At 65.4% G+C, this 19,445-nt stretch carries 18 protein-coding genes; 8 read left to right on the top strand and 10 right to left on the bottom strand.

Features of this window, described 5'->3' with window-relative positions; translation table 11 throughout:
- Nucleotides 1-168 precede the first annotated feature (168 nt).
- Entirely contained in the window at nucleotides 169-2,133 is a 1,965-nt protein-coding gene (locus ACSQ2F_RS04730; RefSeq protein WP_436020294.1) for a DNA/RNA non-specific endonuclease, read from the top strand.
- An 86-nt stretch (nucleotides 2,134-2,219) separates the two neighbouring features.
- Here ACSQ2F_RS04730 and ACSQ2F_RS04725 read toward each other — a convergent pair whose 3' ends face one another.
- The 8 genes from ACSQ2F_RS04725 to ACSQ2F_RS04690 all read right to left on the bottom strand — a co-directional run bounded on the left by ACSQ2F_RS04725 (nucleotide 2,220) and on the right by ACSQ2F_RS04690 (nucleotide 9,743).
- On the bottom strand, nucleotides 2,220-2,978 hold the full coding sequence (locus tag ACSQ2F_RS04725; protein ID WP_436020292.1) for a flagellar brake protein: 759 nt from the start codon (nucleotides 2,976-2,978) through the stop codon (nucleotides 2,220-2,222).
- Nucleotides 2,979-3,014: 36 nt separating this feature from the next.
- The gene (locus tag ACSQ2F_RS04720; RefSeq protein ID WP_436020290.1) at nucleotides 3,015-3,314 is read right to left on the bottom strand and encodes a flagellar protein FliT; all 300 of its coding nucleotides are present in this window, start codon (nucleotides 3,312-3,314) and stop codon (nucleotides 3,015-3,017) included.
- A 50-nt stretch (nucleotides 3,315-3,364) separates the two neighbouring features.
- Entirely contained in the window at nucleotides 3,365-3,784 is a 420-nt protein-coding gene (gene fliS / locus ACSQ2F_RS04715) for a flagellar export chaperone FliS (RefSeq protein WP_436020288.1), read from the bottom strand.
- Between the two features lie 309 nt (nucleotides 3,785-4,093).
- A complete protein-coding gene (locus ACSQ2F_RS04710; RefSeq protein ID WP_436020286.1) occupies nucleotides 4,094-4,570 on the bottom strand; it encodes an adenylyltransferase/cytidyltransferase family protein in 477 nt (158 codons plus the stop codon).
- The gene (locus ACSQ2F_RS04705) at nucleotides 4,567-6,042 is read right to left on the bottom strand and encodes a CDP-glycerol glycerophosphotransferase family protein (RefSeq protein WP_436020284.1); all 1,476 of its coding nucleotides are present in this window, start codon (nucleotides 6,040-6,042) and stop codon (nucleotides 4,567-4,569) included. Before ACSQ2F_RS04705 ends, ACSQ2F_RS04710 begins: the two co-directional genes overlap by 4 nt.
- A 138-nt stretch (nucleotides 6,043-6,180) precedes the next feature.
- A complete protein-coding gene (gene fliD / locus ACSQ2F_RS04700) occupies nucleotides 6,181-7,617 on the bottom strand; it encodes a flagellar filament capping protein FliD (protein WP_436020282.1) in 1,437 nt (478 codons plus the stop codon).
- Nucleotides 7,618-7,815: 198 nt separating this feature from the next.
- Nucleotides 7,816-8,664 carry a flagellin domain-containing protein gene (locus ACSQ2F_RS04695; RefSeq protein WP_436020280.1) on the bottom strand — a complete coding sequence of 283 codons (849 nt, stop codon included), beginning with the start codon at nucleotides 8,662-8,664 and terminating at the stop codon, nucleotides 7,816-7,818.
- 236 nt (nucleotides 8,665-8,900) lie between these two features.
- A complete protein-coding gene (locus tag ACSQ2F_RS04690) occupies nucleotides 8,901-9,743 on the bottom strand; it encodes a flagellin (RefSeq protein WP_436020278.1) in 843 nt (280 codons plus the stop codon).
- A gap of 166 nt (nucleotides 9,744-9,909) precedes the next feature.
- Between ACSQ2F_RS04690 and ACSQ2F_RS04685 the strand changes: the two genes are divergently transcribed.
- The 7 genes from ACSQ2F_RS04685 to ACSQ2F_RS04655 all read left to right on the top strand — a co-directional run bounded on the left by ACSQ2F_RS04685 (nucleotide 9,910) and on the right by ACSQ2F_RS04655 (nucleotide 16,531).
- Nucleotides 9,910-12,180: an O-linked N-acetylglucosamine transferase family protein gene (locus ACSQ2F_RS04685; protein ID WP_436020275.1), complete on the top strand. Its 2,271-nt coding sequence runs from the start codon at nucleotides 9,910-9,912 to the stop codon at nucleotides 12,178-12,180.
- A 254-nt stretch (nucleotides 12,181-12,434) separates the two neighbouring features.
- Nucleotides 12,435-12,758, top strand: coding sequence for a flagellar transcriptional regulator FlhD (flhD, locus tag ACSQ2F_RS04680; RefSeq protein WP_436020273.1), 324 nt, complete (start codon nucleotides 12,435-12,437; stop codon nucleotides 12,756-12,758).
- 58 nt (nucleotides 12,759-12,816) lie between these two features.
- Nucleotides 12,817-13,353: a flagellar transcriptional regulator FlhC gene (flhC, locus tag ACSQ2F_RS04675; RefSeq protein WP_436020271.1), complete on the top strand. Its 537-nt coding sequence runs from the start codon at nucleotides 12,817-12,819 to the stop codon at nucleotides 13,351-13,353.
- Nucleotides 13,354-13,586: 233 nt separating this feature from the next.
- Nucleotides 13,587-14,447 carry a flagellar motor stator protein MotA gene (gene motA, locus ACSQ2F_RS04670; protein WP_436020269.1) on the top strand — a complete coding sequence of 287 codons (861 nt, stop codon included), beginning with the start codon at nucleotides 13,587-13,589 and terminating at the stop codon, nucleotides 14,445-14,447.
- A gap of 39 nt (nucleotides 14,448-14,486) precedes the next feature.
- Nucleotides 14,487-15,461 (top strand): flagellar motor protein MotB, encoded by a 975-nt coding sequence (gene motB, locus ACSQ2F_RS04665; RefSeq protein WP_436020267.1) that lies wholly within the window; start codon nucleotides 14,487-14,489, stop codon nucleotides 15,459-15,461.
- A gap of 28 nt (nucleotides 15,462-15,489) precedes the next feature.
- Nucleotides 15,490-15,882, top strand: a complete 393-nt coding sequence (cheY, locus tag ACSQ2F_RS04660; RefSeq protein ID WP_436020265.1) for a chemotaxis response regulator CheY — start codon at nucleotides 15,490-15,492, stop codon at nucleotides 15,880-15,882.
- A 10-nt stretch (nucleotides 15,883-15,892) separates the two neighbouring features.
- Nucleotides 15,893-16,531 carry a protein phosphatase CheZ gene (locus ACSQ2F_RS04655; protein ID WP_436020263.1) on the top strand — a complete coding sequence of 213 codons (639 nt, stop codon included), beginning with the start codon at nucleotides 15,893-15,895 and terminating at the stop codon, nucleotides 16,529-16,531.
- Nucleotides 16,532-16,635: 104 nt separating this feature from the next.
- On the opposite strand, the gene ACSQ2F_RS04650 is transcribed toward ACSQ2F_RS04655, so the two are convergent.
- Together ACSQ2F_RS04650 and ACSQ2F_RS04645 are read right to left on the bottom strand one after the other, a co-directional pair.
- The gene (locus ACSQ2F_RS04650; RefSeq protein ID WP_436020261.1) at nucleotides 16,636-18,672 is read right to left on the bottom strand and encodes an ATP-binding protein; all 2,037 of its coding nucleotides are present in this window, start codon (nucleotides 18,670-18,672) and stop codon (nucleotides 16,636-16,638) included.
- A gap of 130 nt (nucleotides 18,673-18,802) precedes the next feature.
- Entirely contained in the window at nucleotides 18,803-19,441 is a 639-nt protein-coding gene (locus tag ACSQ2F_RS04645; protein WP_436020259.1) for a response regulator, read from the bottom strand.
- Nucleotides 19,442-19,445: the final 4 nt, after the last annotated feature.

Raw genomic sequence — 19,445 nt, 5'->3', positions numbered from 1 at the left:
GCGCACCGGGTCTGCGGCGTCGCAGCTGCGCGGTGGACAGCCGACTGCACTCCATGGAAGATGGGACCCGTCCGGCGCAGGCGCGCCGGCCGAGGACCGGCATCGCGTGATCACCCGGGGTTCCATCGGGACGCGAGCCGCTCGATCGCATCAACCAGGGAGCTCGACATGGCTGAATCCACCGGCAGGCGCAAGGCCGCCCCGACCAAGACCCCGCGCAAGCGAAACCCCACCCGGGCGGACTCCGCCGAGCTGCTCGACCGCCTGCGCGCCTTCGTGCGCACGCGCAGCGCCCAGCTGCTGCAGGATCCGAACGTCACCAGCGTGGGCATCGGCTACAAGCTGGTCGACGGCGCCGCCACCCGGCAGCTGGCGCTGCAGTTCACGGTGGACCGCAAGGTGGCCCCGGAATCCATCGAGGCCCTGGGCAGCGCGCGCATTCCACCGGCCATCGACATCGGCGGCGTGCTGGTCCCGACGGACGTCATCGAGCGCACCTACGCCCCGGCCTACGTGCAGGTGGAACTCACCCCGAAAGACCCGCGCAAGCTGCGCGCCGCAGTGCTCCAGCCCGGGCTGAGCGTGGGCAACCTGCACACGACGGCGGGCACGCTCGGCGCCCTCGTGCGCGACTGCACCACGGGTCGCACCGTGATGCTGTCCAACTGGCACGTGCTGCACGGGCCCGACGCCGACATCGGCGTCGACGTCGTCCAGCCGGGCCAGCACGACGACAACCGGGTGCAGGCCAACAAGGTGGGCCGCCTGCTGCGCAGTCACCTCGGCGCCGCGGGTGACTGTGCCATCGCGAGCATCGCCAACCGCGAGATGGCCAACGAGGTCCTGGGCCTGGGCCTGCCCATCGTGGCGGTCGGAGACCCCGAACTGGGCGACAAGGTGATCAAGAGCGGTCGCACCACCGGGGTGACGCAGGGTGTGGTGGTCCGCATCGAGGTGAACACCCGCCTCGACTACGGCACGGGGTCGCCGTCGGTCATCGGCGGGTTCGAGATCGGAATCGACGAGACCGCCGCACCGGCCGACGGCGAGATCTCCCGAGGCGGTGACTCCGGCGCGGCGTGGCTGGCGATGGGCGCGCGGAACAAGCCCACCGGGGTGATGCTGGGCCTGCACTTCGCAGGCGACGCCGATGGCACCGACGCCGAATTCGCGCTCGCCTGCTACGCAACCTCGGTCATGACGGCCCTGGAAGTGGAGCCGCTGCCAGCCGGCTCGCGCCTCCAGCGGCTCGGCGACGGCCTGGCGGCGCGGCACGGCTTCGACAACGGATTCCTCGACTTCCCGATCGACCCGCCGACGTTCAGCCGCATCCATACCCGCGACCTCGCGACCCTGGAGGGCGAGGCCGAGCTGCGCTACTGCCACTTCTCGGTGTGGCTGAGCCGCTCGCGCAAGTACCCGCTGTGCGTGGCCTGGAACATCGACGGCAGCCAATTCAAGCGGCTCAAGCGAACCAGCTTTCGCACCGATCGCCGTGGCGACCTGGAAGCCTACCAGTTGACCGATGCGCTGTACCGGCACAACCCGCTGGACAAGGGTCACATCGCCCGGCGAGCGGACCTGTGCTGGGGTCCGCCCGACGACGCCCGCCAGGCCAACCACGACAGCTTTTACTACACCAACATCGTGCCCCAGCACCAGGCGTTCAACCAGAGCGGCAACACCGACGACGACCCGGAGGGCGGCGTCTGGGGCCGGCTGGAAAACACCGTGTTCGACTCCGAGGCACCGCACCGGCTGCGGGTGTCCGTACTGGGCGGCCCGGTGGCCGGACGCGATGACCCCCGCTTCGCGCAAGGCGGCGAGGAATGCCTGATTCCGGTCGAGTTCTGGAAGGTGGTGTGCTACCGCGACGACCGCGATGGCCGCGAGAAGGCCTATGGTTTCCTGCTGACGCAGCGCCACCTGGTCGAGCCGTTGGCCATCCCGGAAAGTCTGGCGCTGGATGCCTGGCTGTGGGCGCGCATCGGGCTGCGTGACCTGGAGGCCCGCACCGGCATCACCTTCCCCGCCGCGCTGCACGAACGCGAAAGTCCCTTCGCGATGCCGCAGGCGGTGGGGGATGTGCCGCCGATCAAGCTGCTGGCGGCGGCGGAGGAGTACTTCGCCTGATGACGAACGCCTCACGCGCGAGGCGCGCTGCGTGAAGGCCGGGCACGTGGGCGGCAGAGAGACAGACGGGCTCGCGCCCCCGGCCCCTAGACCTTCATCATCCGCTGGCGCTTCTGGGTCTGGTCGATGTAGCGCTGCAGGGCGCGCAGCACCTCGCCGCTCGGATTCACCATCTCGCAGCCCAGGCGCACGCCGCGCGATTCGGGATGAATGGACGTGACGTGCTGCAGGCGCAGCGCGGCAATGATCCGGGTGTCCATGTCGAGGTCGAGCTGGACGTTGTTGATGGTGATGCCCGGTTGAAGGGGCGGCACGTCGTCGGGAAGGAAGAGCGCACAGCCGCCGATGCTGATGTCGAGCACGCGCAGGGACACGGCCATGTCGGGCAGCATCGGATGGCGCAGCCGCGCCGTCGGTGTGGAGCGCAGCAGCGGCCGCACCCGGAATCCGTTGCGGCGCTGGAAGCGGAACACCTCTCGCGGCAGGGCGCAGTTGATGACGGTGTCGCGCCCGCCATGCACGATCACGAGCCCGGTCGCGTCGAACTGCAGCTTGACGCTGTCGAGGTAGGCCACGGCGACCGCATCCTCGGACTCCACCAGAGCCTGCAACGGCCCGTCGTCCGCATCGCCCGCGAAGCTGATGGTGCCCCGGGCCGGATCGATCGCCCAGAGCGTCGTGGTGTACATGTCGCCGCGACTGCCGGCGAGGTTCAGGCGCACCTGGCCGTCGGCCAGTTGCTTGAGCAGCGCCAGCACTTCGGCCGGCGCGCTGATGCGGAAGTCATCGACCTCCGAAGGCTTCGCATCGGACGACTTCGGCTGCACGTCAAGGGGCTGATCCAAGAAACCTCCGCGAAGAATGGTTCGGCCTGGCGCCGCTCAATGAACCGACTTCGGGCGCCCGGCAAGCAGGCCGTCGAGGTCTTCCAGCCACGGCTCGGCCAACTGGCGGATCTCCGCGTCGTTGATGAGGATGCGCTGCATGATGCGCGACTTGAGCTGGGCCTCTTCGGAGCCCAGATTCTGCGCCGTCGCGGCATGCTTGAGCTGTGAAATAAGCACGGCGCAGGCGCCCTCGAGCTTGACCACCTGGTCCCAGTCGCCGCTGCGGGCTGCAGAGAGCATGTCCGCGCTGGCCCGTTCGATGGCTTCGTAATAGTTGAGCAGGGCGGAGTTCATGGAGGCTCCAGGGACAAAGGGTTGGGGGCGGATTTGGCGCAGCTTCTGATTCACGGTGCCACCTTGTCGACTTGCGGGCCGATCGACGCCCAGGCCGTGCGCAGCGGCTCGATGAGCGCCTGGCATTCCACCAGAAGCTTCTCGTCGTTGCGCAGGTTGGCTTGAGTCAGTCGCAGGATCACGTAGTCGTACAGGTCCCGCATATCGAGCGCCAGCTGGCCACCCGCCTTGATGTCGAGTCCGGCTTTCAGCCCTTCCTCGATGATGCGGACAGCACGGCCGATGGCCTTGCCCTTGGCCTCGACGTTGCCTTGCTTGAGAGCTCCGCGGGCCTGGGCCAGAGAATCCATGAAGCCCTGGAACAGCATCGAAACCAACTGGTGCGGCGAGCCGGTGACCACCCCGGTTTCCACACCCACTGTGCGGTAGGCGTTGGCGGGTGTACGGGGACGGCCGAAGGGGGTGGACATGGTGGCGTACATGGGTGCGTGTGGTTGCTGCGTCTGGAGAAGTTATCGACGGCCGTTCACGGAACTTGAATTCACAGCTGGGCGGTGATCCCGGCTCATTTCGACGGCTGAGGCAATGTCACGGGCGAAATCCTGCCTGGGAGCCCCACGGCAAGGACGAAGCCCGCACGAGACATGCGACCCATGTCCCACCGAAGGCGGGTTCACCATCCCATGAGGCATGAAGAGCGGCGCGCGATGCGGAAACTGAATCGCATCGGGGCGAAGGTGCGGGCGTCGGACGCCCCAGTCGCGGCGACGAAACGCCGCTCAGCGCGCGAACGACTGGATCTGAGCCTTGAGCTCCGTGCTCGAAACGCCCTCTGTCCGCGGCAGATAGACCACATCGCAGAGTGACTTCAGCTCATCGAAATGCCCGGCCCAGTCGCTGCCCATCACCATCGCGTCCGCTCGGAAGCGCAGGATGTCGACCTCCTTCTGCCCCCAGTCCGATTCGGGAATGGCCAGATCGACGTAGCGGCATGCCTGGACCAGGGCCAGGCGGTCAGCGAAGGACACCGCTGATCGCTTTCCCTTGATGGCATTGAATTCGTCAGTGGAGACCGCCACCACCAGGATGTCATAGCGCTCCTTAATGCGGCGGAACAGGTTCACGTGACCCATGTGGAACAGGTCGTAGGTGCCGTAGGTAATGGCGACCGTCGATGATTCCTTGACCAGCGTCTCGCGCGGTAACGCGCCCTGGCGCAGTTCCACGGCGGCAGGGCCGAGTGCGGCGGCCCTCATGCCGGCTCCTCCGCAGCGGCGCAGGCCTGGGCCAGTTCATCAGTCAGCAGAGAGAGCAGCCGATCCGCCGATCCACCGTGCTGGTGGTCGTGCAGCTCATCGCGGAGTGCCCGGCGGGCATTGCGCGCCGTCGCCGGCTCCGCAGGCCGACGGATGAGATCGACAAGCGCCTGAGCGGTCGTTGCGACAGGGCCTGGTGGAACGCTCAGCTTGGCATCAAAAAGCTTGCGCGACCGGGTCACATAGTCGTGATGGTCGGGACGAAACAACAGGACCGGCCGATCGAGCAGCAGGAAGTCGAACATGATCGACGAATAGTCGGTGATGAGAACCGAAGTCCGGGTCAGCAACGGATACACATCCGTCCGGGGTGCGACGAAGCACACGCTCGGGAGCGACTTGGCGATCTCCGGTACAGACGGTTGTTCGACCGGGTGCATGTTGACGATGAGGAGGTCGCCAGCGTCGGCGATGGCTTTCGCCACGCGTTCGATGCCAACCTGGAGGATCCACTGGGCACGGTTGGCATCCCGGAATGTGGGCGCGTAGAGGAAGATTCGCCCTCCCCTCGCTTGCACCTCCCCCGCGCGCTGCCAGGCCTCCTCGTCCACGTTGAGCAGATCATGTCCTGCAGGCTCGCGCGTGAGGACGTCGTTGCGGGCATAGCCGACCGGCGCATAGCCGTCAAAGGAGAACCAGCGGCGCCATTCCGGTTCATGACGGGCAGCCGTTCCGACAAAGCGAGCGAAGTGCCCGCACGTGCGAAGCACCCGCGCGATCCGGGGTGACATGTGCTTGAGCGGGGGCAAGTTCCGATAGCCGATCTCCTTGATGGAGACGCCGTGCCACATCTGGACCTGGCGTGCACCCGCCAGGAGCGCGGCTGCGTACGGATTGGCACCCAACAGGTGATCGCTGATCACCACCACCGCAGCAGCGAGCGCTGTGTGCAGATGATCCGGCGTCCACTCCGCATGGGTGTGAGGCAGGCAGCGCCCGCCCATCGACCGCACTTGCGCTTCCTGGTCCGCGTTGGACGGAAGAAACCAGAGCTCCGCACCAAGCGCATCGTCACTCTTGCAGGCGGCAAGCCACGCATACTTGATGTTGTCGCCGAAATAAGTACCGCCCACGAAGACGACGATTCGCTCTTTCGGGTGCAGACGAGACACCTCGGCAAGCTCGCGATTGCAGCGCTCCACGTGAAGCTCTTGTTCGAGCGCTGCCACGCGGCCCTGGAGCTTGTGAAGGTCGTGGTTGCGCAAGTGAAGGATGGTGTCGACCAGCGACTCGACCATTCCGCTCAAGTTCGTGTTGAAGCCCTCGATCTCAGCGAGGCGTTCCTCCACCGTGAGGCCGGCAGGGGCGGACACACTGGCGTCCTCACCCAGAGGGGCGGTACATCGGTGACTCACCGTCGACGCAACGACGCGCTCATCCAGTGAGGAAACTTGCGGTGACTGGGCCTTCATGGCAATCGCGCTCCTGGCAACTCGAGGGGCGATCCGGAACGGACCGCTCTCTCAAAGTCTAGGCCTTGGTGCGCTGCGCGATGTACCGAAGAACGGGGAGAAGGCGGGGCTGTTCGGCGGCCCGTCCTTGCACCGCTTTCAGCTGTTCCGGCTCAGCGCGGCCAGCTGCCCGCTCACATAGCTGCTCAGGCCGCTGAGCTTTGCCATGTTTGCGTCGAGCGACTGGTATTGCGCGCGGATGCGCTTCTCCGTCTGAGCCAGCCGAGTTTCCATGTCGGAGACGCGCTTGTTGTTGCGGTCGATGCTCGACTGGATTCCTGATGTCCGCGACTCCAGGGGGCCTTCCGTGCCAAGGATGCTGTCGGCCAATTTCGCAAACCGAAAGACGATGCCGGACGATGTCTCGTTGCTCAGATCGGAGCTGGACATCAGCTTGCGGAGCTCCGCCGGAGTGGCAAGCGCTGCATCCAGCTTCTTGCTTTCGAGCTTGATCGTCCCATCCTTCTGGACCTCCAGGCCGGCGTCGGACAGAGAACGCAGTGCGCTCGGCGCAGTGCTGGTTCCCCGCAGGATCTCGCGCAGCTGCGATTGCAGGCCGATCACCGTCCGATCCCCCTGCAGCTTCCCGGCGGTCTTGCTGTCGGCGTTGTACTTGGTTTGCGTGGCAATGAACTTGGACAGTTCGTTGTAGGCGTTCACGAACTCGGTCACCTTGGTCTTCATTGATTCGGTGTCCTGAGCAACCTGCAGATCAATCGGGCTTGCCGACTTCTTCAGCAGCTTGATGGTCATCCCATCGGCCACGTCCGTGAGCGTATTCGATGCCGATTCGATGTCGATGCCATTCAAGGTCGCCCGGGCGTTGGTGGCCGACTGGTTGAGCGACAGGCCAGACACGGTCCCGTCCTCGGGATCAAAGGCCAACTTCGCGAGGCCGAGTCCTCCGGCACCCGGCTCTTGTTCCTCGGCGCTGATGCGAAAGCCGTTCTCGGCACCCGTTTGGGTCGAGCGAATCGAGAGTCGCGCACCACTCGCGTCGTAGATCACGGTCGCCGTCACGCCGGCACCGGCCGCATTGATCTTGTCGCGCACTGCGGCAAGGCTGCTTTCACCGGGACCGATGTCAACCGTCACGGATGTCGTGCCGGCCTTCAGTCCGAAGGTGGCGGGATCGCCGGTCCAGCTTCCAAGCTCGATGGTCAACTTCCCCGCGCCCATGAGGTGATCCTTCGACGGGAACGCCGGGGAACTCGCAGTCTGTGCGTTCGCCAGGTCCTTCACGAGCAGGCTGTAGCTTCCAACCGGGGCACCTTCACCCGTGGTGACCGACGCGACGTTGGCATCGCTCGAGGTTGCTGTCGTTCCGGACCAGAGGGTTAGCGAATTGAGCGCGCGCGCTTTGTCCTGAAAGGTCGAGACATGGCTTTGCAACTGCCCGTAGGTCGACAACTGCGACTTCATCGTGGTCGCTGCGGTTTGCAACAGCGAGGCCGGCCGCCGTTCGACCGCCATGAGCGATGAAACGATGGATTCCACGTCCAGACCACTGCCCAGACCTGTCGACGAAATTGCCATGGCGACCTCCGGTTGCTCGATAGAAACAGAAACGGATCATTAGGGGGGTTCCCCAGATGATCCGTTTTCGACGGCTCTTTTCAGAACTTGAGCCGCTGATACACCTTGTTGCAACCGACGACCGCCATCGGCCCCGACCCCGGAGACAGGATCGGCGGATGATTCAGGGCCCTCGGCGCCCCATCAGCTCGCGGAAGATCAGCCGCCGCGCAGCAACGACAGCACCTGCTGAGGCAATTGGTTGGCTTGAGCCACCATCGCATTGCCCGCTTGCTGAAGAATCTGCGCTCGCGAAAGGGCCGCGGTCTCCGCGGCGAAGTCCGCGTCCATGATTCGGCTCCGTGCAGCGGATTGGTTCTCCACTGCCTGCTGCAGGTTCGAGATCACCGCATCGAAACGCGACTGGGTGGCACCGAAGGTCGCACGGGTGTTGTTGATCGTGTCCAGCGCGTCGTCGATGTTGTCGATCACCGTCTTGATGGAGCCCGCGGTGGAGTCCTTGTCGATCGACACGCCGGTGGTCACCGCCTCGATCGTGGTGTCGGACGCCATGTTCGTCGTCGTGACCGTGATGGTGTCATCGGCAGTCGTGTTCGCGCCGATCTGGAAGGTCAGCGCAGTTGCGGCGCTGCCGAGAATCGCCTGGCCGTTGAACGTCGTGCCGCTCAGGATGCGCGAGATCTCGCTCTGGAGCTCGCGGAACTCCTTGTTGAGCGAGTCTTTGTCGTCCTTGCTGTTCGTGGAGTTTCGGGCCTGCACGGCGAGTTCACGCATGCGCTGGAGCGAGTCTCCCACCTTGGACAGAGCGCCTTCGGCCGTCTGGGCCAGCGAGATGCCGTCGTTGGCGTTGCGAACCGCGACGTTCATGCCACGGACCTGAGCGTTCATGCGCTCGGCAATTGCAAGGCCGGCAGCGTCGTCTTTGGCGGAGTTGACTCGCAGGCCCGACGACAAGCGTTGCATGGAAGTCGCCAGCGAACTCTGGGACGCGTTGAGGTTTCGTTGCGCGTTCAGCGACGCGATGTTCGTATTGATCGTCTGTGGCATGAAAGCACTCCTTCAAGAATCGTGTGACTCCCGGCTCGAAGCCGGCATTGCGTTCCGCCGCATCAGGATCACTCCCATGTGGCGGCGCACAAGGCCGGCAATTCGCACCGCAGACCCGTGATAGCGATTCTGAAAGGGGCGCCCCAATGCGAAAGGCGGAAATGAAGGGATTCACCCCTCCATTTCCGCCTTCGAACTCGGCTCCCCGGCCTCCCGGCCAGGGAAGTCGACGTCGATTAGCGCAGCAGCGACAGCACCTGTTGGGGAGCCTGGTTGGCTTGCGCGATCATCGCGTTGCCGGCCTGCTGCAGGATCTGCGCTCGAGACATGTTCGCCGTTTCCGACGCGAAGTCGGCGTCCATGATGCGGCTGCGGGCTGCGGACTGGTTCTCGACCGATTGCTGCAGGTTGGAGATCACTGCATCGAAGCGCGACTGCATGGCACCGAACTTGGCACGGGTGTTGTTGATCGTGTCGATCGCCTTGTCGATGTTGTCGATCACGGTCTTGATGGAGCCGGCCGTCGAATCCTTGTCAATCGAGGCGCCGGTCGTCACGTCTTCGATCGTCGTGTCCGAAGCCATGTTCGAGGTGGACACTTCAATCACGTCGTCGCTCGTGGTGTTCGCGCCCACCTGGAACGTCAGGTCCGTGGCTTCCTTGCCGAGGATGGTGCTGCCGTTGAAGGTCGTGCCGCCGAGAACGCGGGTGATTTCCTTCTGCAGTTCTGCGAATTCCTTGTTCAGCGAGTCCTTGTCGTCCTTGCTGTTCGTCGAGTTGCGCGCCTGCACAGCAAGTTCGCGCATCCGCTGCAGGGAGTCACCCACCTTGGACAGAGCGCCTTCGGCCGTCTGGGCCAGCGAGATGCCGTCGTTGGCGTTGCGAACCGCGACGTTCATGCCACGGACCTGGGCGTTCATGCGCTCGGCGATGGCCAGGCCGGCGGCGTCATCCTTGGCGGAGTTGATCCGCAGACCCGAGGACAGGCGCTGCATGGACTGGGCCAGCGACGATTGCGAAGAGACCAGGTTGCGCTGGGCGTTGAGCGAACCGATGTTGGTGTTGATGACCTGTGCCATTTCAATATCTCCTATGGTTTCCGATAACTCCCGGCAACAGCGCCGGACGTTCAGTCGCCGCCCGCTGCGGAACCGACTGCGACTGAGGTGCCCGACGCTAGTCAACCGCTGAATCGAGGTCCCCGAGGGTTCCCTTCATCGGCCGGCTAACCGGACCACGTACTCGTTGAAAAAAGTTGGCGAGCGCGTTGAAGCAGTTATCGGGGCAGGCCCGATGAACTTGAGGGCGAGATTTCTGCCTATCACTCGGAAGAAAGGGCTTTCACGAATTTCCGTGACGAAGTACCCAAACCTCGCACGATCGGCCACTCCCGCCCTACATTGGACGACGCGCCATCCGAGCCGGGCCCCTGATCCGCCCCGGACGCCGAAGCGTCGGACACGCGCCAAGGACAACGCGGCGCCCTCTATAGATGGGGCCGGCCTGCAAGAAGTACGCAGCTTTTGCGCACTTCCTCCGGCCTTTGCGCCGGGCCGCTCGTCCCTAGACTGTCCGCTCCGAACCGACGGTCATCCCATGGACACTCACCGCAACGCCCACCGGGCACAGCAGCACTGGAATGCAGGCATCGCGCACGCGAATGCGCGCCGCTGGTCGGCAGCCATCAGCGAATTCGCTCGGGCGTCCTCGCTCGCCCCTGATGACGCGCTCGTGTGGATCAACCTCGCTCGCGCGCAGACGCGTGATCATCAGGTCGACGCGGCCATCGCCTCGGCCACCCGGGCATACGACATCGACCCCGCATCGCCACTCGCCTGCCAGCTGCTGGCTGATTGCCTGTCGGCACAACATCGCTTCAACGAAGCGGCCGCCTGCTTCGAGCGCCTGTCTCCCGAGGTGCCTCGCGACCACGACCTGTTGTCGGCCCACGGCATCGCCCTCTTCAGTGCCGGACGACTTCGGGAAGCCATCGATGTGTTCTTTGGCGCACTTGCCCTGAAGATCGACGCCCCACTGGTTCACTACAGACTTGGATTGACGTTCAAGGATCTGCACATGAAGGAAGAGGCGGCAGAGTGTTTCCGCACCGCGGCTGCGCTAGACGAGGGCAGCATCCGGGCCATGTCGCTCGCCCTGCTGGTCCACGAGAGCGCCCAGGCGTGCCAATGGGCCCATCGAGCAGACGAAACGGCCGGGTTGCGAGCCACCATCGGCGATCTGCAGCAGCCCAACGGCAACTTGCTGTCTCCGTTCAGCTTCATCTCGATCGACTGCAGTCCGGCGGAGCAATTGAAGGTCGGTGCCGTTCGGTCCCGAGCCTTGGGTGCCACCGTTCCTCGCCTGCCGCCCCTACCGAAGCGACGGTCAGCGGGCCGCATCCGGATCGGATATCTGTCGAGCGACTTCTACAACCACGCGACCGCCGTCCTCATGGCCGAGTTGCTCGAGCAGCGCGATACGACCACATTCGAAGTGATCCTGTATTCCCACAGTCGGCACGATGGTTCGCCGCTGCAAAAGCGAGTGTCTGCAGCCTGCGACCGCTTCGTGGACGTGGGCGCGCTGGATAACGGATCACTTGCCAAGCGCATTCGCAGCGACGGCATCGACATCCTCGTCGATTTGAAGGGCCACACACGTGACAGCCGCTTCGAGGTGTTGGCGGCGCGGCCCGCGCGAGTCCAGGCAAGCTACCTCGGGTATCCGGGCACCACGGGCGCCGACTACATCGACTATGTGATCGGCGATCCCGTGGTGACCCCGCTGTCGGCCGAGGCCGACTTCAGCGAGAAGATCGCCCAGATGCCCTGGTCCTACCAGCCGAACGATCGACAGCGCCCTCTTCCCCCGTCTCCTGGGCGAGCCGCTTGCGGCCTGCCCCATGACGCGGTGGTGCTGTGCTCCTTCAATCAGATCTACAAGATCAATCCGGCCGTCGTGGACGCCTGGGCTCGCATCTTGGCTGGGGCGCCGAAAGCGGTGCTCTGGCTCCTCGCCTGGAACGACCAAGGAGAACGGAACCTTCGAGCCGAATTGCACCGGCGGGGCGTCGAGCCCGGCCGGGTGCACTTTGCCCCGAAAGCGCTCATGGCCGACCACATCGCACGTCTTCGCTGCGCCGACCTCTTTCTCGACACGTGGCCGTGCAATGCGCACACCACGGCAAGCGAGTCCCTCTGGGCGGGCGTGCCCGTGCTCACCGTGCCGGGGAGTACCTTTGCCTCCAGGGTGGCGGCGAGCCTCGCCCGCGCGACAGAAACCGATTCGCTGGTGTGCTCCAGCGTTGATGCCTACGTCGCTCGCGCCATCGAACTGGCCAACGACCGCTCCGGTCTTGACGCCATCCGCGAACCGCTTGCGGCCAAGCGCATGACGCTCCCCCTCTTCGACAGCCAGGCCACCACCCGGGACCTGGAGGCGCTTTTCGTCCGCATGCATGACCGCGCCGAACGGGGTCTGCGCCCTGACCACCTCCCGGCGGTCTCACCCGGGTAAACCCGCTGCTTCGGGGCCGACGCCCCGGAGCACCGTGAACCATGCCACGCCGCAGCGGCTCAGGACCCGGTTCAGGCTCCTGCCGGGATGACGCCCTGTAGGTGTTTGCCTGACACAGGGCACGGAAGAAGCTGGACTCAAGCCACAGAACTGGCCTGATGTTGCCTCCCATCTCTCGTCTTCACAATTCGCTTCACGTTGAGACACAAAGCCAACGCGAAACGCCACCGAAACCGAGACGCAAGGAACACAACATGAACGCCGACCAGATCCTCTCCGAAATCCGTGAAGCCAACCTGTCCTACCTGATGCTGGCCCAGAGCCTCATCCGCTCGGACCGTGAGCAGGCGCTGTACCGCCTGGGCATCAGCGAGGAAAGCGCGGCCATGATCGCCCTGCTGAGCCCGGCCCAGATGATGAAGATCGCCTCGGGCAACACCCTGCTGTGCCGCTTCCGCGCCGACGACGAGCTCGTCTGGGGCCTGCTGACCAACCATGGCAAGTCCGCCTCGAACGACACCACGAGCCGCCTGCACGCCAGCATCCTGATGGCCGGCCGCCATCAGGAAGCCGCCTGACCCGCTGCGCCTCCGTTCGACCCCGCCAGACCGCCAGACCCACCAGGAACCGACCACCATGCGCACCAAGAGCATCCTCACCGAAGCCAAGCAGATCGATCGCGCCGTCACGCTGATCAACCTCGGTGCCCGCCTGCAGGTCCTGGAGTCCGAGACCGACCTGAGCTATGAGCGCCTGCTGCGCCTCTACAAGGAAGTCTCCGGCAAGTCGCCCAGCAAGGGCCAGCTGCCCTTCTCTACCGACTGGTTCATGACCTGGCAGCCGAACATCCATGCGTCGCTGTTCCTGAACATCCACGAGTACCTGAACAAGGTTGCCGAGATGGACGAGATCGACACCGTCATCAAGGCCTACCAGCTCTACCAGGAGCAGACCCAGGCCCAGGGCCTGGAAGCTCTGCTGTCGGTGACCCGCGCCTGGCGCCTCGTCAAGTTCGTCGACAACGGCATGCTCACCCTGACCGAATGTTCCAAGTGCGGTGGTCGCTTCGTCACCCACCCGCACGAGATCTCGAAGCACTATGTGTGCGGCCTGTGCAACCCGCCGGCGCGCGCCGGCAAGGGCAAGGCCACCGGTGGCATCCAGATGCACTGATCTCTCAAGTCTTTCGCCGATGCGCCGATATCAAGGGTGTACCGGCAACGGTTTCTTGTGTCTCCTCTCGCACCCTGAAAAGTGCTTCTCAACGGGTCCCCAGGGGCCCGTTCTTTTTTCTACGCCCGGAACACGGTGTTGTTGGAGGGATCATCCTCCCCCGGTGAACGGCAAACTCAAGGCGCTCGGTGTGATGCCGATAAACGGCAGCAGGGACACGGACCACCACCATCATGTTTGTTCTCATCGGTTACGCAGTCGCCCTCGGGTGCATCTTCGGCGCGTACATCATCCACGGTGGCAACATCACCGTCATCCTGAAGGCGCTGCCGACGGAACTGATGGCCATCCTTGGCGGCGCGCTCGGCGCCTTCGTGGTGAACAACCAGCCCAAGGTGCTGAAGGCCACCATCGCCGCCCTGCCCACCCTCCTCAAGGGCTCGAAGTACTCCAAGGCACGCTACATGGAGCTGCTCGCCCTCATGTACGACATCCTCCAGAAGGCCCGCAAGGAGGGCCTGATGTCCATCGAGAAGGACGTCGATGCGCCGGAGGAGTCCCCCGTCTTCAAGAAGTACGAGACCGTGGGCTCCGACCACCACGTCGTCGAGTTCATCACCGACTACCTGCGCATGATGGTCTCGGGCAACCTGAACGCCCATGAGATCGAGAGCCTGATGGACAGCGAGATCGACACGCACCACCACGAGGCCCATGCCGTGGTGTCCGCCATCGCCCGCCTGGCCGGCGCCCTCCCCGCCTTCGGCATCGTGGCCGCCGTGCTGGGCGTGGTCAACACCATGGGCTCGGTCGGCCAGCCTCCCGCGATCCTGGGCGGCATGATCGGCTCCGCGCTCGTCGGCACGTTCCTCGGCATTCTGATGGCGTACGGCGTCGTGGAGCCGCTCGGCGGCCTGCTCGAGCAGAAGAACGACGAGTCGCACAAGGAACTCGAGTGCATCAAGACCACCCTGCTGGCGAGCATGCAGGGCTATGCCCCGCAGGTCGCCGTCGAGTTCGGCCGCAAGGTGCTCTATTCCACCGAGCGCCCGACCTTCGCCGAACTCGAAAGCCATGTGAAGGGCAAGAAGTGAACGCCCTCCTCTTGTGCATGCACCGGCCGGAGATGAAGCATGGCCGGTGATTCCAAGAAGCTGCAACCCATCATCATCAAGCGGGTGAAGAAGGGTGGCCATGCGGCACACGGTGGCGCCTGGAAGATCGCCTACGCCGACTTCGTCACGGCCATGATGGCCTTCTTCCTGCTGATGTGGCTGCTCGGCTCCACGACCGAGGGCGACAAGAAGGGCATCGCCGACTACTTCCAGTCGCCACTCAAGGTGGCACTGCTGAGCGGCGGCAGCGGCTCGGGGGACTCCTCTCACGTCATCAAGGGCGGTGGCACCGACCTCACCCGCAGCGGCGGCCAGGTCAAGCGCGGCGACATCGACCAGAGCCGCAGCACCATCAACCTCGCCGCCATGAAGGCCGAGCAGGCCAAGGCCGAGGAAGCCAAGCTCGAGGCCCTCAAGCAACGGGTGCAGAAGGTGATCGACTCCTACCCGAAGCTCGCCGGCCTCAAGTCGCAGATCCTGCTCGACATGACCAAGGACGGCCTGCGCATCCAGATCGTCGACGAACAGAACCGCCCGATGTTCGACAGCGGCAGCGCGGTGGTGAAGCCCTACATGCGCGAACTGCTGCAGGAAATCGGCAGCGTGCTGACCGAGGTGCCGAACCGCCTCACGCTGGAGGGCCACACCGATGCCACGCCGTTCGGCAACGGCTTGCAGGGCTACAGCAACTGGGAGTTGTCGGCCGACCGCGCCAACGCCTCCCGGCGTGAGCTGCTGGTGGGGGGTCTTCCCGACAGCCGGGTGCTGCGGGTACAGGGCCTGGCGTCCAGCACCCCGTTCGACCGCGCCAATCCCACGAGCCCGGCCAACCGGCGCATCAGCATCATCGTCATGAACCGGGATGCGGAAGATCGCATCTTCAATGCAGAGCGCTCGCTGGATGAGGAAAGCGTCACGCCAGACGCCGAATCCGGCGCGCCACCCGACAAGTTGGCGGCAGAACCCTCAATCTCTGCCCCGATCACCCGATAACCCCAGCGGACACCAGCGAGGTCAGCCCATGAGCACCGATATGAAATTTCTGATCGTCGACGACTTCTCGACCATGCGGCGCATCGTGCGCGGCCTGCTCAAGGAGATCGGCTACAACAACGCCGAGGAGGCCGAGGACGGCGCCGTGGCGCTCAACATGTTGAAGAACGCGAAGTTCGACTTCGTCGTGTCGGACATCAACATGCCCAACATGAACGGCTTCGAACTCCTCGCCGCCGTCAAGGCCGACCCGAGCCTGAAGCACCTGCCGGTGCTGATGGTCACGGCGGAAGCCCGCAAGGAAGACATCGTGCGCGCGGCGCAGGATGGCGCCGCCGGCTACATCGTCAAGCCCTTCACCAAGGCCACCTTGGAAGAGAAGGTCCAGAAGATCATGCAGAAGCTGGCCACGGCCGCCTGAAGGACGCGCAATGAAAATGGACACCGTCGCCACACTGGCGCCTGCGACCGGCGCGCCGGCCGCCTCGCCCGAAGTCTTTCAGCAGCTGGGTGCGATCACCCGGCAACTGCACGACGCCCTCACCCAGCTCGGCGTCATGCCCAAGCTGGCCAACGCGGCGGAGGGCCTGCCCGACGCGCGCAGCCGGCTGAACTACATCGCCGAGAAGACCGGAGCCGCCGCCAACCGCGTGCTGAACTCGGTCGACATGGCCAAGGCAGAGCATGCCTCCATCTCCGCCGACACCCGCCGCATGGCCGAGGCCATCGTGGCCGATCCGGTCAAGGCCGTTGCCACCGGCGCGGTGATGAACTTCGTGGGCGACGTCGAGGCGGCCACGGCACGCATCGACCGGCACCTGACCGACATCATGATGGCCCAGGATTTCCATGACTTGACGGGCCAGGTGGTGGCCAAGGTCGTGGCCCTGGCGAGCGACCTGGAAGACAGCCTCGTCAAGTTGCTGGTCCAGGCTGCGCCCCCCGAAGCGCAGAAGGTCGTCGAGCACGCCCTCGTGCTGAACGGTCCGGTCGTGAACCCGGAAGGCCGCACCGACGTGGTGACGAACCAGGGCGAAGTCGACGACCTGCTCGCCAGCCTGGGTTTCTGACCCCCGGCACACGGGTGTTCGCCCTGCGTTGAAAGCGGCCTGCGGGCCGCTTTTCACGTTGACGGGCGGCTTTGCCGACCGCCGGCCGCAGGAGCCGCCTGGCGTCAACCCGACTGCAGCACGCCGCGCAGGACGTCGAGGTCGGCAGGTTTGGTGAGGTGCAGGTCGAAGCCGGCCTCGAGGGCCCGCGTCTTGTCGCGGTGCTGCCCCCAGCCCGTGAGGGCGATCAGGCGCGGCATCGGCGCCACGTCGGACCGCCGCACACGGCGGGCGAACTCGTAGCCATCGATGCCCGGCATGCCGATGTCCACGACGACCACGTCGCTCCCGTCGGCCATCAAGGTGTCGAGGCCCGCCAGGCCGTCATAGGCGATGCGCACATCGTGCCCCTCGACGGCGAGCGCAGCGGCCAGGGAGTCCGCCGCATCGGCGTTGTCGTCGATCACCAGCACGCGACGACGCAGGGCGGCGGCGTCCGGGGGCACGTGAGCCGAAGCCGGCACGGCGAACGGCGCTGCGCTGGGGTGCACCGGCAACTGCACCCGGAACTCGCTGCCGCGACCGCCGCCTTCGCTGAAGGCCGACACCGTGCCGTCGTGCAGCGCCACCAGTTGCCGCACCAAGGCCAGGCCGATGCCGAGGCCGCCCGAACGCTGGTGGACCGTGCCCTGCGAGAACATCTCGAACACATGGTCGAGTGCGTCGGGTGCAATGCCGCAGCCGCTGTCGCGCACGGTGGCGACGGCCAGCGCGCCCTCCTGGCGCAGCGTGACCCAGATGTCCCCGTTGGCCTCCGTGAACTTGACCGCGTTGGTGAGGAGGTTGGAGAAGACCTGCATCAGGCGGTCGTGGTCGCCATCGACCCAGACACCGGGGGCGATGTCCTGGTGCACGGTGATCTGCCGTTCCTGGGCCTGCGAGGCGGTGGCCTCCAGGGCGGAAGCGATGGCCTCGTCGAGCGCCAGCCGCCGCCGGCGCAGTTCGATCTTGCCCTGGCCGATGCGACTGACTTCCATCAGGTCGTCCACCAGTCGCACGAGGTGGCTCACCTGCCGCTCCATCATCTGGCGGGTGCGCGCCAGCGCCGGGTCGTCGGGCAGCTTGAACTTGAGGATCTGCAGCCCGTTGCGAATGGGCGACAGCGGGTTGCGCAACTCGTGGGCCAGCGTGGCGAGGAACTCGTCCTTGCGCCGGTCGGCCTGCTTCAGGGCCTCGGCCACGCGCACCTGCTCCGTCACGTCGGAGCCCTGCACGAAGATGCCGGCCACCTGGCCGGACTTGTCGCGCACCGGTTGATAGGACAGGTCGATGTAGCGCTCGGTCACCGGACCGCCCGGCACGCGCTGGAAGGACAGCGGCATGGCGCGGCCGACGAACGGCTCGCCCTGGTCGTACACCCGTCGCAGCAGCTCCTCGAAGCCCTGGTTGCGGGCGTCCGGGAGGGCATCGAACACCTTGCGGCCGATCAGCGGCCGGTGGCCGACGAGCTGGTAGTAGGCTTCGTTGGCCATCTCGAAGACCATGTCCCGCCCCCGCAGCAGGGCCACGAAGCCGGGGGCGTGGTCGAACCAGTTGCCCAGGTTCTCGACGGTGTCGAGTGCACTGCGCAGCAGGCTGTCGCGCTCGCGCTCCGCCATCACCCGCGGCGTCTCCTCGGTGCAGGCGCAGAAAAGTTCGCGGATGACGCCCTGCTCGTCATGGATGGGGCTGTACGACCAGGTGAAGAAGGTTTCCTCGCTGTAGCCATTGCGTTCCATCTGCAGCGGCTGGCAGTCGTTCCAGGTGGCTTCGCCCCGCAGCATCACCGCCTCGGCCTGCAGGCCCACCACGTCCCAGATGTCCGACCAGACGGTCGGCGCCGAGCGCCCGAAGGCGTCCGGATGACGCTTGCCCAGCACCGGAATGTAGGCATCGTTGTAGATGCCGGTCAGCTCGGGGCCCCACCAGACGAACATCGGGAATCGCGAGTTGAGGCAGATGCTGACAGCGATCGACAGGCTGTGCGGCCATTGTTCGCGCGGACCGAGGGGGGTGCGCGACCAGTCGGTGCGGCACAGCAGGTCCCCGGTGATGGTGGCCGGGACCGCCCCGGGCGGCGGTGCCGCAGCGGCGACAGGGTCGTGGTCAGGGGCTTGGGCCATGCGGAACGCAATCGGTTCGATTCGTGAGTAGATGTGTACTCTACCCGCCCGGACGGACGAGCATCGCCCCGCGGACGGAGGCCAATCCGCGCAGAGGGAGATGCGGCCGCCCCGAATGGCGGACCCGGGCCTATTCGCCCACCAGCCCGTTTCGAATGGCGTACACGGTGAGCTCGGAGTTGTTCGACAGGCCGAGCTTTTCCAGCACGCGAGCCCGGTAAACGCTGACGGTCTTGGGGCTCAGGGTGAGCTCGTCGGCGATGTCGGACAGGCGTTTGCCGGAGGCGATCATCACCAGCGTCTGCAGCTCGCGGTCGGAGAGCTTCTCGTGCGCCGCTTCGGCGGTGGGCATGGTCAGGCTTTCGACCAGCATCTGGGCGATCTCCGGCGTCACGTACTTCCGCCCGTGGCCGACGGTGCGCACGGCCGTGACGATCAGCCCCGGGTCTCCGCCCTTGTTGACATAGCCGTAGGCGCCGGCGCGCAGCGCCCGGATGGCGTACTGGTCCTCGGGATACATCGACACGACCAGCACCTTCATCGGGTTGCCCTCGTCCTTGAGGACATGCAGCACGTCGAGGCCGCTTCGACCGGGCAGGTTGATGTCGAGCACCAGCACGTCGACCTCGCCTGCGGTGCGCAGCAGCGCGCGGAGTTCGCCGTAGTCGCCGGCTTCGCCCACGACCTCGATGTCGGGGGCGTCGGAGAGGGTGTCCCGGATGCCGCGCCGGATGAGGGCGTGGTCGTCGCAGAGAATGACTTTGATCATGGCG

This window comes from Rhizobacter sp. LjRoot28 (assembly GCF_964253025.1).
GTDB lineage: Bacteria > Pseudomonadota > Gammaproteobacteria > Burkholderiales > Burkholderiaceae_C > Rhizobacter.
The sequence above is the reverse complement of the archived record's forward strand: the minus strand, read 5'-3'. Positions and strand labels throughout refer to the sequence as shown.

What these genes read in the sequence shown, in the direction of transcription:
- ACSQ2F_RS04730 (WP_436020294.1), top strand. Translation starts at nt 169, where the DNA reads ATGGCTGAATCCACCGGCAGGCGCAAGGCCGCCCCGACCAAGACCCCG.
- ACSQ2F_RS04720 (WP_436020290.1), bottom strand. Translation starts at nt 3,314, where the DNA reads ATGAACTCCGCCCTGCTCAACTATTACGAAGCCATCGAACGGGCCAGC.
- fliS (WP_436020288.1), bottom strand. Translation starts at nt 3,784, where the DNA reads ATGTCCACCCCCTTCGGCCGTCCCCGTACACCCGCCAACGCCTACCGC.
- ACSQ2F_RS04710 (WP_436020286.1), bottom strand. Translation starts at nt 4,570, where the DNA reads ATGAGGGCCGCCGCACTCGGCCCTGCCGCCGTGGAACTGCGCCAGGGC.
- ACSQ2F_RS04705 (WP_436020284.1), bottom strand. Translation starts at nt 6,042, where the DNA reads ATGAAGGCCCAGTCACCGCAAGTTTCCTCACTGGATGAGCGCGTCGTT.
- fliD (WP_436020282.1), bottom strand. Translation starts at nt 7,617, where the DNA reads ATGGCAATTTCGTCGACAGGTCTGGGCAGTGGTCTGGACGTGGAATCC.
- ACSQ2F_RS04695 (WP_436020280.1), bottom strand. Translation starts at nt 8,664, where the DNA reads ATGCCACAGACGATCAATACGAACATCGCGTCGCTGAACGCGCAACGA.
- ACSQ2F_RS04690 (WP_436020278.1), bottom strand. Translation starts at nt 9,743, where the DNA reads ATGGCACAGGTCATCAACACCAACATCGGTTCGCTCAACGCCCAGCGC.
- flhD (WP_436020273.1), top strand. Translation starts at nt 12,435, where the DNA reads ATGAACGCCGACCAGATCCTCTCCGAAATCCGTGAAGCCAACCTGTCC.
- flhC (WP_436020271.1), top strand. Translation starts at nt 12,817, where the DNA reads ATGCGCACCAAGAGCATCCTCACCGAAGCCAAGCAGATCGATCGCGCC.
- motA (WP_436020269.1), top strand. Translation starts at nt 13,587, where the DNA reads ATGTTTGTTCTCATCGGTTACGCAGTCGCCCTCGGGTGCATCTTCGGC.
- motB (WP_436020267.1), top strand. Translation starts at nt 14,487, where the DNA reads ATGGCCGGTGATTCCAAGAAGCTGCAACCCATCATCATCAAGCGGGTG.
- cheY (WP_436020265.1), top strand. Translation starts at nt 15,490, where the DNA reads ATGAGCACCGATATGAAATTTCTGATCGTCGACGACTTCTCGACCATG.
- ACSQ2F_RS04655 (WP_436020263.1), top strand. Translation starts at nt 15,893, where the DNA reads ATGAAAATGGACACCGTCGCCACACTGGCGCCTGCGACCGGCGCGCCG.
- ACSQ2F_RS04650 (WP_436020261.1), bottom strand. Translation starts at nt 18,672, where the DNA reads ATGGCCCAAGCCCCTGACCACGACCCTGTCGCCGCTGCGGCACCGCCG.
- ACSQ2F_RS04645 (WP_436020259.1), bottom strand. Translation starts at nt 19,441, where the DNA reads ATGATCAAAGTCATTCTCTGCGACGACCACGCCCTCATCCGGCGCGGC.